Source organism: Humisphaera borealis, from assembly GCF_015169395.1.
GTDB lineage: Bacteria > Planctomycetota > Phycisphaerae > Tepidisphaerales > Tepidisphaeraceae > Humisphaera > Humisphaera borealis.
This window is the reverse complement of the sequence record NZ_CP063458.1, coordinates 5,046,223-5,060,207: the sequence shown is the minus strand read 5'-3', so window position 1 is coordinate 5,060,207 and position 13,985 is coordinate 5,046,223. Positions and strand designations below refer to the sequence as shown.

Annotated in this window: 6 protein-coding genes; all 6 read left to right on the top strand. The window is 63.1% G+C overall.

Features of this window, described 5'->3' with window-relative positions:
- Positions 1-1,265: 1,265 nt before the first annotated feature.
- The 6 genes from IPV69_RS18875 (at position 1,266) to IPV69_RS18850 (ending at position 13,985) form a co-directional block, all read left to right on the top strand.
- Positions 1,266-3,842, top strand: coding sequence for a peptidase MA family metallohydrolase (locus IPV69_RS18875; RefSeq protein WP_206291273.1), 2,577 nt, complete (start codon positions 1,266-1,268; stop codon positions 3,840-3,842).
- A 93-nt stretch (positions 3,843-3,935) separates the two neighbouring features.
- The gene (locus tag IPV69_RS18870) at positions 3,936-4,781 is read left to right on the top strand and encodes a DUF4159 domain-containing protein (protein ID WP_206291272.1); all 846 of its coding nucleotides are present in this window, start codon (positions 3,936-3,938) and stop codon (positions 4,779-4,781) included.
- 85 nt (positions 4,782-4,866) lie between these two features.
- Complete coding sequence (locus tag IPV69_RS18865; RefSeq protein ID WP_206291271.1) at positions 4,867-5,883, top strand: AAA family ATPase; 1,017 nt, start codon at positions 4,867-4,869, stop codon at positions 5,881-5,883.
- A 142-nt stretch (positions 5,884-6,025) separates the two neighbouring features.
- Positions 6,026-6,973 (top strand): DUF58 domain-containing protein, encoded by a 948-nt coding sequence (locus IPV69_RS18860; protein WP_206291270.1) that lies wholly within the window; start codon positions 6,026-6,028, stop codon positions 6,971-6,973.
- A gap of 233 nt (positions 6,974-7,206) precedes the next feature.
- Entirely contained in the window at positions 7,207-9,378 is a 2,172-nt protein-coding gene (locus IPV69_RS18855; protein ID WP_206291269.1) for a BatA domain-containing protein, read from the top strand.
- 107 nt (positions 9,379-9,485) lie between these two features.
- Positions 9,486-13,985 (top strand): DUF4175 family protein, encoded by a 4,500-nt coding sequence (locus tag IPV69_RS18850; protein WP_206291268.1) that lies wholly within the window; start codon positions 9,486-9,488, stop codon positions 13,983-13,985.

The window sequence follows — 13,985 nt, the reverse complement described above, 5'->3', positions numbered from 1 at the left end:
CTCTTGAAATTGAACTTGATCCATCCCGACCACCCTTGCGGGCAATCAGACTGAATCGAAGGATCACTTCTTAAGCGCACCGCAAAGAATGCTTGAGATTCAAGCAGCTTGATTTTACTCAAGCTTGCGCCGACCCTCGTCAAACCATCAACCACTGATTTACACCAGCAGCCGACGTATCAACTCAGACCGACGACTTGGATCTTGGCGTCCGAACACCACCGTACACCGGCAGCTTCGGACTCACATCCTCGCGGCTTCCAAACACTATTCGATTGCCAAAGAGCTAAAACGGTCTTGATGGTTTGCTCATCAACCGTTGGGTCGAGGAGCTTAACATCTTTCCGCTGCAAGTTCAAGTAGTTACTTGATTTGCATCCCTTTTTTGACTTGGCCGTGTCGGCCGCGTCGTTCAAGGGAGGAGGGATAATACCGACTCTGAGGCCTGTGTCAACGGCCTTGGGAATGTTTTCTTCGGATTCATACCGCCGAGCCTTCTCCTACCAGTTTGGAACCGGCGTCATCCGAGCAGGCAGTAGGAGGTAGCGCGCAAAGAAGCGTCGGTGGCGATAACGACAGGGGGCATGCGCACAAAATGGGCAGCGTACGGATTGCTACGCACCCATTCAGATGGTCCTTACGAGGATCGTAAAGCGTTTAAAATAAATGAGTAATACTTCATTCTCGCATTTTCTTCATGCTGCTAAATCCTGTGGCACCAAGTTCGCTTTAGGGCTTAGCGTCGCCTTGTTGGCGGCAACGGGCAACGGCCCGTGAAAGATTTAGAGCGCGGTTGGTTCCCACGAACAAGTGCCGCCCGCAGGCGGTCTGCGGGTGGCACATTGTTCGGGGTTTTTTGTTCGAACCGGCGCTCCATTGCGATTGATTTCTTCCAAAAGCACATGAACTGCAGCGTCGCTGCATGCCCGATCCTCGTTTCCTCCTCCGCCAAGCCGCACACCAACCCTCCGGTGTGCGGCTTTTTTTTTGCGGCTGCGGTGCGATTGGGACCGCAAATTGGGATATCAAGGCATCGATCGCCGAGAGGTTCGCCTTGTTCGCAGAACGCATTACTTGTTGCGAGATTCGTCACCGGACAGGTACAAGCTGAATGCGGTCGAGATGTCCATCGTTTCGGTTGGCGACAGCTCTGCGTGCGACGATTCATTTCCGTCCGTTCCGACAGGTCACACATGCTGAACCGGATCGGGGCCCAAACCCGCGTTTTGCACTGTTTTTCGCACTCGCGAAGGATTCTTCTCCGCGTGCTGGCGGTCCTTGCGACATTGGTCGCTACCGGGGAATGCGCTTCGGCCGAGAGTCTTGCAGAGGCGCGAAAACTCTACGAAACCGGCGATTACGCCGCCTGCCAGGACGCCGCGGCAAAAGGCGTGGAATCGAATCGCTGGTTCGAAGAGTGGTGGCTCCTCAAGATCCGAACCGAACTAACGACCGGAAAATACGCCGACGCACTGAAGACGTTTGAGGCGGCGCACCAGATCCACACGTTCAGTCTTCCGCTGAAGTGGATCGGCGTCGAAGTTCTTCGACGATCGGGCCGGGCCGATGAAGCGACAGGGCTGTTGCAGTCCATCCGCGAATTGGCCGAGGCAGCCCCCCGCCGACTCGAAGAGGTGTCTTCCCGCGTTGCCGCCGGGCGTGCGATGCTCGCAACGGGTGCCGATGCCCGGGTTGTGCTCGAAACCTACTACGATCGTGCGAAGAAGGATGACCCGACCTCCGCCGAGCCCTATTTCGCTTCGGGAGAGTTGTCGCTGGCCAAGTTCGACTATGCGCTGGCCGCCGAGGCTTTCGCCGGGGCGCTGAAGCGCGCCCCTGACAGTCCGGATGCACACCTTGGCCTGGCATTGGCGTACCAGGAGAGCGATGCCGAACGCGCGACGGCCGCCCTCACGAAATCGCTCGAGCTCAACCCCCGTCACATCGACAGCCTGCTTTTCCAGGCCGACAACCTGATCGACCGGGAAGGCTACCAAGCTGCCGAGGACATTCTCGCAAAGGTCCTTGAAATCAATCCGCGCCATTCCCGGGCGTGGGCATACCGCGCCGTTCTGGCTCATCTCGCCGGCGATACCACGAAGGAACAGACGTCCCGCGCCGAAGCTCTTTCCACGTGGATCGCCAACCCCGAAGTCGATCACCTCATTGGCCTGAAACTGTCGCAGAAGTACCGTTTCGCTGAAGGCGCTGCCTACCAGCGGCGGGCACTGGAGGTGGCACAGAACTACCAGCCGGCGAACGTGCAGCTCTGCCAGGATCTTCTGCGCCTGGGCAAGGACGAAGAGGGCTGGAAACGGGCAGCCGCCGCCCTTGAGGCCGATCCGTACAACGTCGTCGCGTACAACCTGGTCTCGTTGAACGACGTGCTGTCGAAGTATCGCATCCTTGAGAACGCGCACTTCAGGCTTCGAATGGATGGACGCGAAGCCGACCTCTACGGCGACCGTGCCCTGCGGCTTCTGACGCGGGCCAGAGAACGCCTGACAAAGCGCTACGGCGTAGAAATCGCCGGGCCGGTATCGGTCGAGGTCTTTCCCAAGCAAAGCGATTTCGCCATCCGCACCTTTGGTTTGCCGGGCGGATCTGGATTCCTGGGGGTCTGCTTCGGACCGGTGATCACCATCAACAGCCCTGCCTCGCGCATGGCGCGGCCGGCGAACTGGGAAGCGGTTCTATGGCACGAGTTCTGCCACTCCGTCACGCTGGGCAAAACCAAGAACAAGATGCCGCGATGGCTCAGCGAAGGCATCAGCGTGTACGAGGAACGCCGTGAGAACGCGGCGTGGGGACAGTCGATGACGCCGGAGTATCGCGAGCTGATTCTCGCCGGCGGAGCGACGCCGGTCAGTCAGCTCAGTGGAGCATTCCTGAAGCCGCCGTCGCCAATGCACCTGCAGTTTGCGTACTACGAGTCGTCCATGGTGGTGCAGTACATCGCCGACCGCTTCGGCGAGAACACCATTGGCAAAGTGCTCGCCGATCTGGGCGACAATGTCCGCATCAACGACGCGCTGGCGAAGCGTACCGTGCCGATCGATCAGCTCGATGCGAACTTTGACGCCTGGCTGAAGGAGCAGGCTTCAAAGCTGGGCAAGCCGGGCACGGACTGGAAGCGGCCGGAAGTCGCACTGGATGCCGGAAGTGCCGAGATGGCGGCGTGGAACAAGGAGCATCCCAATAGCTTCTATGGTCTGCTCGGCGAGGGACGGGCACTGCTGGCCGAGGAGAAGTTCGCCGCCGCCAAAACACCGCTTTCCAAGGCCATTGAGCTATACCCGACAAGCGGCCAGGCGGGCGGACCCTATTTGCTGATGGCGGCAGTTCATCGCGCCTTGAAGGAGCCCGCCGACGAACGCCGAATGCTCGAAAAGCATGTCGCGCTCGACGCCGACGGAATCGAACCTCGCCTCCGGCTGGCGGAGTTGGCCGAGGCGGCCGGAGACTGGCCAGCCGTCCGCGTCGCCGCCGAGCAAATCATTGCGATCAATCCGCTGATTCCGGCCCCCTACCGCCTGCTGGCGAAATCCGCCAATTCGATCGGCGATCGACGCCTGGCAATGGAGAGTCACCGAGCACTGCTGATGCTCGATCCTCTCGGCAAGGCCGAACACCATTACCAACTCGCGAAACTGCTCGTCGAGGAGAAGCAACTGCCGGCGGCGCGCAACCAGATCATCCGGGCACTGGAAGAGGCGCCTCGTTTCCGCGAAGGCCATCGACTGCTTCTTGAGATCGCCGCCGGGATGGATCGAGAAGGCGCGGCACCGAATACTCGGCCAGTTCCAGCCCAAGGAGCAACACAACCGGCGAGATCTCAGTAACGACAGGTAGTTCCACGCCGAAACATTGCGTCCCCCTTCGATCCTCCGCGAAACGAAGAGACGCGTGTTTGGCCCTGAACAGAAAGAAGGATGATGACCATCCGACCCGCGGTCCGAATCTTTGTCCCGCTACTTGTTGTAGCCTTGCTGGCGACGCTCGTCGTCGCCCAGCGTTCCCGCCGGTCGCGTGTTGCCGAGGGGGCCGGCATCCAGGATCTCACCGACCGAGCGGGCATTCCCGTTTGGGATGTCGACCCAAACTTCAAGTCCGACGTGTTTACGTTCATCCGTCTGCGGTACAAGTCCTGGGGTCGCTACGGCGGCGGCTGGGAGACGGACATGCCGGACAGCGACATGAACTTCTCCTTCCGGCTTCAACAGCTCACGTCGCTCAAGGTCGATCCCGTTCCCAAGAACCTTGAACTGACCGACCCCGAACTGTTCGACTACCCATTCATCTACATGATCGAACCCGGCGGGTTGGAGTTCTCCGAGGAGGAAGTCGTTAAGCTCCGGCATTACCTGCTCAATGGCGGCTTCCTGATGGTGGACGACTTCTGGGGCGAGGCCGAGTGGGAGAACTTCTATCGCGAGATCAAGCGTGTGTTCCCCGACCGCGAGCCACAGGAATTGCCACTGGAACACCCGCTCTTCCACGCCGTTTTCAACCTAAAAGAAAAGCCGCAGGTCCCCTCGATCGGTTTTGCGCAGCGGTATCGGGGCACAGACATCACCTGGGAACGTCCCGACGCCAAGGAAGTGCACTACAAAGGCATCTTCGACGACAAGGGACGGATGATGGCGATCATCTGCCATAACACCGACCTCGGCGACGGGTGGGAACGCGAAGGCGAGGACGAGTATTACTTCCGCGAGTTTTCTGAAAAGAAGGCGTACCCGATGGGAATCAACATCGTGTTCTACGCGATGACGCACTGAATGGTTGTGGTGCAGGCTTTCCAGCCTGCAGCCAGAGAGTCCATGCAGGCTGGAAAGCCTGCACCACAAACTGCCGGAGTCCTGAGTGAGCCAACCAGAGACCGACCTTTACGAATCCGAACGCCAGGCTGTCGAGCAACTCCGCGCGGCGCGGGGGCGCATCGGCGAGGAACTGTCCAAAGCCGTCGTCGGGCAGCACGATGTCACCGAACTGCTGCTGTACAGCCTGTTCGCCGGCGGCCATTGCCTGATCACCGGCGCGCCGGGACTTGCCAAGACACTGCTCGTGCGCTCGCTGGCGCAGATGTTCCACCTCAAGTTCCAGCGCATCCAGTTCACACCCGACCTGATGCCCGCCGATATCACCGGCACCGAAATCCTGGAAGATTCCGGCGACGGCCGTCGGCGGATGCAGTTCGTCAAAGGGCCCGTCTTCGCCAACGTGCTGCTGGCCGACGAAATCAACCGCACGCCCCCAAAGACACAAGCGGCACTGCTCGAAGCGATGCAGGAACACCAGGTCACCGCGGCCGGCGTTCGTTACCCGCTTGAAGAGCCGTTCTTCGTGCTCGCCACGCAGAACCCAATCGAACAGGAAGGCACCTACCCCCTGCCCGAAGCGCAGCTCGACCGGTTCATGTTCAACGTGATCATCGACTACCTGCCCGAGAATGACGAGGTGGAAGTCGTCAGGCGAACCACCGGCGGCAAACCCAAGCCCATCGAGCCGCTCTTTACCGGCGAAGACGTTCTGAGGTTTCATGAGATCGTGCGAAAAGTGCCTGTCGCCGAAGATGTGGTGCGTTACGCCGTCCGCCTGGCCGCCGCGAGCCGACCGGGTCAGGCGGAAACGCCGGACTTCGTGAAGCAATGGGTGAGCTGGGGTGCCGGTCTTCGGGCGGCCCAGTTCATGGTGCTGGGCGCGAAAGCAAGGGCATTGTTCCAGGGTCGCGCGCACGTCTCGAATGACGATATCAAGGCACTGGCCCACGCCACGCTCCGGCATCGCATCCTGGTGAATTACCGGGCCGAGGCCGAAGGCGTCACGGTGGAGAGCGTCATCAATCGCCTGTTGGAAGCAGTAAAGCCGCCTGGAAAGTAGGGTCCGCCTTGGCGGACGCGAGACGCGGCGTCTTGGAATGGGCGTCTCGCCTGTATTTGTTTGAACTGTCGATGGAGCGCGAACATGGGCGAGACGCCCGTGTCACAAAAGTATGGCGACCGCACCAACAACCTCGCCGCGCATGAACGACGCCGCTCCATCGACGCGCGTGGCGAGCCTGATCGATCCGCCGACGTTGATGCGGATCAAGAGCCTGCAGCTTCGCGCCAAGATCGTGGTGCAGGGCTTTCTGTCCGGTCTTCATCGCAGTCCTCACCACGGGTTCTCGGTCGAGTTCAGCGAATACCGCCAATACACCGCCGGCGACGACCTGCGGTACCTTGATTGGAAGCTCTTCGCCCGGTCCGATCGCTACTACATCAAGCGATACGAAGACGAGACCAACCTGCGCTGCCATTTGCTGGTCGATTTGAGCAAGTCGATGGGGTACGGCTCGATCGGTTACACCAAGGTCGAGTATGCCCGCACCGCCGCGGCGACGCTGGCCTACTTCCTCTCAACTCAGCGCGACGCCGCTGGCCTGGTGACGTTCGATCAGGAGATCGCCGACTACCTGCCGGCGCGGTACCGGCCAGGGCATCTGCGCCGCCTGATGTTGTGCCTGGAACGCGCGACCGCCGGCACCAGAACTGATCTCGCCGCCCCGCTGGAACAGATCGCGATCACGGTGCGGAAGCGTGGCATGATCGTGCTGATTTCCGACCTGCTCGCCCCGATCGATCTGCTGCAGAACCAGCTCGGTTATCTCCGGTCGCAGGGGCACGAGGTGGTCATCCTGCGCGTGCTCGACCCGGCCGAGATCGAGTTCAAGTTCGACAAGGCGGCGATGTTCGAGGACATGGAATCCGGGCGAAATCTGTATATCGACCCCGTCGCCGCCCGGGCACAGTATCTGGAAAAGTTCAACAAGCACGCCGAAGAGGTGAAGCGGATCTGCAGCGACCTGGGCGTGGACTACTATCAACTGCCGACGTCGCAGCCGCTGGAACTGGCACTGTTCGATTTCGTCCAGGCAAGGGTACGAAGCGGCCGGCAGGTGTCACGGGCGACGAATCGTGCGGCCCGGTGAGCAAATGAAGTCGATCGGAGTTCGGATTCACCACGAAGACACGAAGGGCACAAAGGTACACGAAGAAGAAAAGCGACCTTGTCGATTCAATGTTCAAGCGATCTGAGTTCATCGAGTTTGGCCGATCTCATGGTCAGATCTGAACGCTTCTCTTTTTCGTGTTCCTTCGTGCCCTTCGTGCCTTCGTGGTGAAAACGAACGTCAGAGAGCTTTTGAGTTAGCGGATTGAACGTATGGGCTTACTCGCCCCACTTTATTTCGCAGGCCTGCTGGCGATCGCGCTGCCGATCGTCTTTCATCTCATCCGGCGCACGCCGCAGGGGAAGCAGGCCTTCAGTTCGCTGATGTTTCTGCAGCCGTCGCCGCCCAAGCTGACCAAGCGAAGCCGGCTCTCGAACATTCTGCTTTTGCTGCTGCGCGCGGCGGCCCTCGCATTGCTGGCGGTGGCCTTCTGCCGGCCCTTCCTGCAAGCGAAAGAAGACACGGCCAGCGGCCAGGGTCGCGGCCGGCGCGTCGCAATTCTCGTCGATACCAGCGCCAGCATGATGCGCGGCGACCTCTGGCAGCAGGCCACCGACCGCGTGCAGCAGACGATCGACGACCTGAAGCCGCAGGACGAAGCCTCACTCTACTTTTTCGACCGCCAGGTTCGGCCGGGGCTGACGTTTGCCGAGTGGAACGAGCTCGCGCCCGCCGTTCGGGCGGCAGCGATGAAAGCCCGTCTGGCCGACACCAAGCCCACCTTTGCCGCTACCCGGCTGGGCGATGCCGTCGCAGCGGTCGCCGATCTGCTAGTTGCAGAAGAAGGCGCCAGGACCGATATCGATCGATCCGGCCGGCAACTTGTTCTGGTGTCTGACATCCAGGCGGGCGGGCACATCGAAGCGCTTCAGGGCCATCAGTGGCCGCCGAGCGTGCTGCTCGACGTCAAGTCGGTCTCGCCGAAGCAGACGACCAACGCCGGCCTGCAACTCGCCGAGCAGGCTGCGACGCCGGGCGCCCCCGGCGACACCGATAACCGGCTTCGGGTTCGCGTCACCAATCAACCCGGCGGAGCAACGGAACAGTTCACGATCACCTGGGCAAGTTCCGCCGGTCCGATCGCCGGTTTCGACCCGATCAAGGTCTACGCCCCCGCCGGCAAAAGCCTGGTCGTTCGCGTACCGTGGCCCGGCCTCGCGGCAATAAGCACCAGCTCGCCCGGCGGGCCGTCAACGCAGCCGGCAGGCACTACCGCCGCCCCGCCCGACCGCCTGATCCTCCGCGGCGACGATTTCGACTTCGACAACACCCTGTATATCGTTCCGCCGCGAACCGACATCGTCCGTCTGCTCTACATTGGCGAAGACGCGTCGGAGGACCTCCAGGGCCTGCTGTACTATGTCCGCGGCGCGCTCGGAGACCTGCCACAGCGATCGATCGAGTTTGTCACCCGGAAGCCGACCGATCCGATCGGTGCCGCCGACCTGCTCGACCTTCGGCTGGCGATTGTCGCGGCACCTGTTCCAGCCGAGCGAGCCGCAACCCTGCGCAAATACGCAGAAAGCGGCGGCGACGTCTTCTGGGTTTTGAAGGACCTTCCCACCGCCGACGGGCTGGCGGCAATGCTGTCCGACGCCAAACCGACGATCACCGAAGCCCCGCCACGCGATTACGCCCTGCTCGCCCGCGTCGAATTGTCGCACCCGCTCTTTGTCCCCTTCGCCGAGGCTCGCTTTGCCGATTTCACCAAGATTCGCTTCTGGAAACACCGCAAGTTGACGCTGCCACAAGCGGCAGAAGCCCGCACCATCGTCTGGTTTGATGACGGCGACCCCTTCCTGGTGGAGAAGACCATCGGGCAGGGAAAGCTGCTTGTCGCGACGGCCGGTTGGCAACCGGCGGATAGCCAGTTGGCACTTTCCACCAAGTTTGTGCCACTGATCGGCGGTCTGGTGCGTAGAAAGGACGGAACGACCGTTGAAGCGCAACAGAATGTGTACGAGCCAATTGCGCTTCCGGCGGCGAAGCCGGGCGAGGCTCGCGTGCTGCTGACGCCCGACGGCCGCAAGATCGATCTGCCCGTCGGCGGGACAGCGACAGCCGCCGAGGCATCCGACCGGCCGGGCATCTATCGGCTATCCATCGGCGGACGCGAAACGCCGCTGGCCGTCAATTTGCCTGCCGACGAGAGCCGCACCGCCCCGGTCGGCGTCGAAGAACTCGAACGCTGGGGCGCCAAGGTCGGCAAGGCGATGACCGCCGAGCAGGTCGTCGAACGGCAACGGCAGCTCAAGACGGCCGAGTTGGAGAGCAAGCAGAAGCTGTGGCGGTGGCTGATCGTGGCGGTCCTCGGCTTTGTCGCGGCAGAGACGGTGGTCGCAGGACTGCTGGCACGGCGGAGTACAGCGGGAGCTGCGGTGTAGGGTCCGCCTTGGCGGACGCGTGGCTCTCGAAACCGTGCACGTCCGCCAAGGCGGACCCTACTTGAAATACCGATCGCGTCCGCCAAGGCGGACCCTACGAGAACGCTATGCAGAACAACGAACAACTCCTTCGCGAGCTCGATAAGGTCAGCGTTCGTTACCGCCGGCTCCTGCTGATGGCGGGGCTGGCGACGGTCTGGCTGGCGCTGGCGGCGGTCGGGCTCGCCGTTCTCGCCTGGACGCGCGGCGGCGGGTACGCCGTCCCCGGCTTTCTACTCGTAGCCCTGGTTGTCCTTCCGCTGCTGATCGTTCCGATCATCGTCCGCGCGCTGCGCATCGTCCGCGACCCCATGTGGATCGCCCGTCGCGTCGAGACGAAGTTCCCCGACCTCGACGCCAAACTGCTGGCCGCGGTCGAACAGCACCAGGCCTCGAAGACGCGCCGCCTCGGTTACCTCGAGCAAACCGTTGTCGAAGAATCTCTCGCCCACGCCCGCCAGCATCGCTGGCTTGATCTCGTTTCCGCTGCCCGCATGCGGACGACCGGTCTGGCCCACGCGCTGCTGCTGGTCGCGTTCGTCGCGGTGGTGGTGGCGATCGTCGCAGATGTCATCCGCCGACCCGGTTCCGAAGGCTTTTGGGCCGGTGGCCCGGCGACACAACCGGTCGCAAAGGATTTTGAGATCAAGGTCGAACCGGAGGACACCAGTGTCGAACGTGGCACCGGACTGATCGTCCTGGCCCGTTTCGGCGAACGGATGCCCGGCGACGTACAGCTGCTGTTGAAAGACGGCGCCGGCCAGACCAGCCAGTTGTCGATGGCCAAGAGCCTCGACGACCCGATCTTTGCCGGTCGCACGTCACCGCTGCAGAACGGTCTGACCTACGCCATCCGTTACGCCGGCCAGCAAACCCGCTGGTACAAGGTCGGTGTTTACGAACACCCCGAGCTGGAACAGGCCGATGCGAAGCTGAACTTTCCCACCTACACGGGTCTGGAAGAGAAGGTGGTCCAGGACGTCCGCACGGTGACCGCGGTCGAAGGGACCAAAGCCACGCTCACGCTGCGGCTCAACAAGCCCGTCACCGAAGCGGTGTTGATTCCCGCACCGCGTAAGCCGATCGACGGCGCGGCAAACACCGACGCTCCGACCACCCAGCCGTCACCTGTGAAGCTGGTCGCCGACCCGGCGAACCCCAACCAGTACACCGCCGCCGTCGACATGACGCAGTCGCAGACGTACCGCCTGCAACTGAAAGACGAAGACGGCCGCGATGCCAAGCGGCCGGCGCAGCTCGCGCTGAACGTCACTGCCAATCGCCCGCCGGAGCTGAAGCTGGAGTTCCCGGCGAAAGACGTCGACGTCTCGCCGATCGAAGAGATGACCGTCAAGGCCAAGGTGTGGGATGACTTCGGCGTGAAACGTGTCGGCATGAGCTACGGCATTGCAGGGCAACCGCCGAAAGATGTGGTACTCGCCGAAGGCGTTGCCGCGAAGGACCGCAAAGACGTCGCCCACACCGTGGCGCTGGAAAAGATGTCGGCCGAGCCGGATCAGTTGCTCAGCTACTACCTCTGGGTGGAAGACAACGGTCCCGACGGCAAGATCCGCCGAACGTCCGGCGACATGTTCTTTGCCGAGGTTCGGCCGTTCGAAGAGATCTTCCGTCAGGGGGAACAGCCCAGCGAGGAACCCCAGGAAGAGCAACAGAAGCAGGCCAGCCAGAACGCGCAGCAGGCCGAGGAGAACGCCGAGAAGCAGAAGGAGATCATCGCCGCGACGTGGAAGGTGATGCGTCGCGAGATCGCCAAGGACCCGACGCCGCAGTTTGTGCCTGACGTCAAGCTGATCGCCGAGTCGCAGGCGGAGTTGAAGGAAAAGACCGCCGGGATGGCCGAGAAGCTGACCGACGAGCGGAGCAAGAGCTTCCTCGCCAGCGCCCTGAAGCACATGGACAATGCCGTCAGCGAGCTGACTTCCGCCGCCGGCGGGCCGGCCGTGGATCGTCTGCCCAACGCACTGTCGGCCGAGCAGGCGGCGTACCAGGATCTACTCAAGCTCCGTGCCCGCGAGCACGAAGTCGTCCGCAAGAACAGCAAGCAGAAGGGTCAGCCGTCGCAGTCCAGTGCCAGCAGCCGTAAGCAGCGGCAGTTGGACCAGCTCAAGCTCGACCAGGAACAGAACCGCTACGAGCAGCAGCGCACCGCGCAGCAGCAGGCCCAGCAACAACAGCAGGAGGCCCAGGCGCGCGAGACGCGGCAGGTCCTCAGCCGATTGCGCGAGTTGGCTCAGCGGCAGGAAGACCTCAACAAACAGATGAAGGAACTGCAGTCGGCGCTCGACGCGGCGAAGGAAGAAGCGAAGAAGGAAGAGATCAAACGGCAGCTCGCCCGCCTGCGCGACCAGCAGCGCGAGATGCTTCAGGACACCGATCAGCTGCGTGACCGGATGGAACAGCCGGAGAATCAGGAGCGGATGGCCGAGGCGAAGGATCAGCTCGACAAAACGCGCGAAGACGTCCGCAAAGCCGCCGAGGCGCTCGAGCAGAACAAGACGCAGGAGGCATCGGCCGCCGGCGCGCGTGCCGAGCAGAAGCTCAACCAGATGAAGGAAGAGTTCCGCCGTCAGGCCGCCGGCCAGTTCGGCGAAGCCGTAGAGAACATGCGGCAGGAAGCCCGGCAACTCGACCAGAAGCAGCAGGAATTGTCGGACCAATTGGCCGAAATGAACGGCCAGCCCCGGCCGCAGCGTCAACAGCAACAGCCAAACCAACCCGGCCAGCAGCCACAGGCCAGCGCAGGTCAACGGCAGCCAGGGCAGCAACAAGGGCAGCAGCCGCAGGCCGGTCAGCAGCCGGGTGCGGGTGAGCCACAAGATGGATCGCCGCAAGGCCAGCCCCAGCAGGGAGAGGCGCAGGCTGGACAGCCGGGACAAGGTCGGGCAGGACAAGGCCAGTCCGGTCAGGGCCAGTCGGGGCAAGGTCAGTCGGGACAGGCTCAATCCGGTCAGGCACGCGCCGGGCAGCCAAGAGGCGGTCAGCAGCGGCTCGGCCAGCCGGCAGGTCAACCGGGCGATGCCCAAGCCAACGCCGGTCAGCCCGGTGAACAGCCTCAGCCGGGTGATCCCTCCGGCGAACCCAATGCACAGACCGGTCAAAACGCACCCGGCCAAAACTCGCCCGGCCAGAATCGCCCGCAGCGCCCGTCGCTCCGGGCCGGTGAAGGGAAGACGCCGAACCGCGAACGCATCGCCCAGGATCTCGAGCAGCAGCGACAGAAACTTGAGAGTCTGCTCGAGAACATGCGGCAGACGATCGAGAAGGCCGAGGCTACGGAGCCGCTGCTGTCCAAGCAGTTGTACGACACCGTCCGCAACGTCCGCCAGGAGCGTGCGGACGAGGCGATCGATGCCGCCCGCCGTCTGGTCGATCGTGGCTTCGTCGGCGAAGCTCAGCAGGCCGGCGAAGAGGCGGCTAAGAGCGTGACGAAGCTCCGTGAAGGCGTCGAGAAGGCCGCCAAGGGTGTGCTCGGCGACGAGGACGAGGCCCTGCGTCGCGCCCGGGCCGAAGTCGATGCGCTGGCGCAGCAGTTGGATCGCGAGATGGGCCGAAACGGACAGCCGCCGGCCGCCGCCCCGGCCACGCGGCCTGCGCTCGCCGATCGCAGCAACGGCCGCGGTAATCCGTCAACCCGCCCCGCCGGCGACGAACGCCAACTCGCCGACGGTGGTCGCAATCCCCGCGGCGGACCAACGACACGGCCCGGCGAAGCTCCGCAGGCCACTGGAGAGCAGCCCAACGGCCAGCAACCCGGTGAGCGGCAGCCGCGCGGTGGCACAACCCGCCCCGCCGGAGAACCGGCGGTTGCCCAAGGCAATCCGCAGCCGGGCCAGAATCCGCCGCAAGGCCAGCAGCAGGGCCAGACGCCAAGACAAGGACAGCCGGGGCAACAAGGTCAGCCGCAGATGGCTAATGCCGGTCAACAGCCCGGTGCTCAGCCCGGACAGGGTCAACAGCCCGGACAACAAGGTCAGCAGCCGGGTCAGCAACCTGGGCAAGGCCAGCAAGCGGGCGAGCAACCCGGCCAGCCGGGGCAGGGCAATCCGCCGGGACAAGCCCAGGCTCAACAGCAAGGCCAGCCCGGTCAGGGAAGGCAGCCCGGACAGCGTCAGCCCGGACTTCGCGGCGGGAACACCAACGACCAGGCCAATCCCGCCGAAGTCGCCGATCGCGGCCCGGGCGCGCCTTCGGACGAAGGGCGGCAGGCCGGCCCCCTCACCGGCGAAGGTTTCCGCGAATGGGCCGACCGCCTGCGCGACGTCGAAGAGATGGTTTCCGACCCCCGCCTCCGCGCCGAAGCCGCCCGGATTCGCGAGCGGGCCAAGGCCGTCCGCGCTGAAGTCGACCGCCATTCGAAAGAACCGAATTGGGATCTGGTCCGCAACGAGATCGGCCTGCCCCTGGCGGAACTACGCAAAGCAATCACCGAAGAGCTGCTCCGCCGACAGGGCGGCGAGGCCCTGGTACCCATCGACCGCGAGCCCGTACCGCCCGAGTTTGCCGAGCAGGTTCGCAAGTACTACGAACGGCTCGGTGCGGGGAAGTGA

Coding starts and splice junctions, on each gene's coding strand:
- IPV69_RS18870 (WP_206291272.1), top strand. CDS start 3,936: ATGACCATCCGACCCGCGGTCCGAATCTTTGTCCCGCTACTTGTTGTA.
- IPV69_RS18860 (WP_206291270.1), top strand. CDS start 6,026: ATGAACGACGCCGCTCCATCGACGCGCGTGGCGAGCCTGATCGATCCG.
- IPV69_RS18855 (WP_206291269.1), top strand. CDS start 7,207: ATGGGCTTACTCGCCCCACTTTATTTCGCAGGCCTGCTGGCGATCGCG.
- IPV69_RS18850 (WP_206291268.1), top strand. CDS start 9,486: ATGCAGAACAACGAACAACTCCTTCGCGAGCTCGATAAGGTCAGCGTT.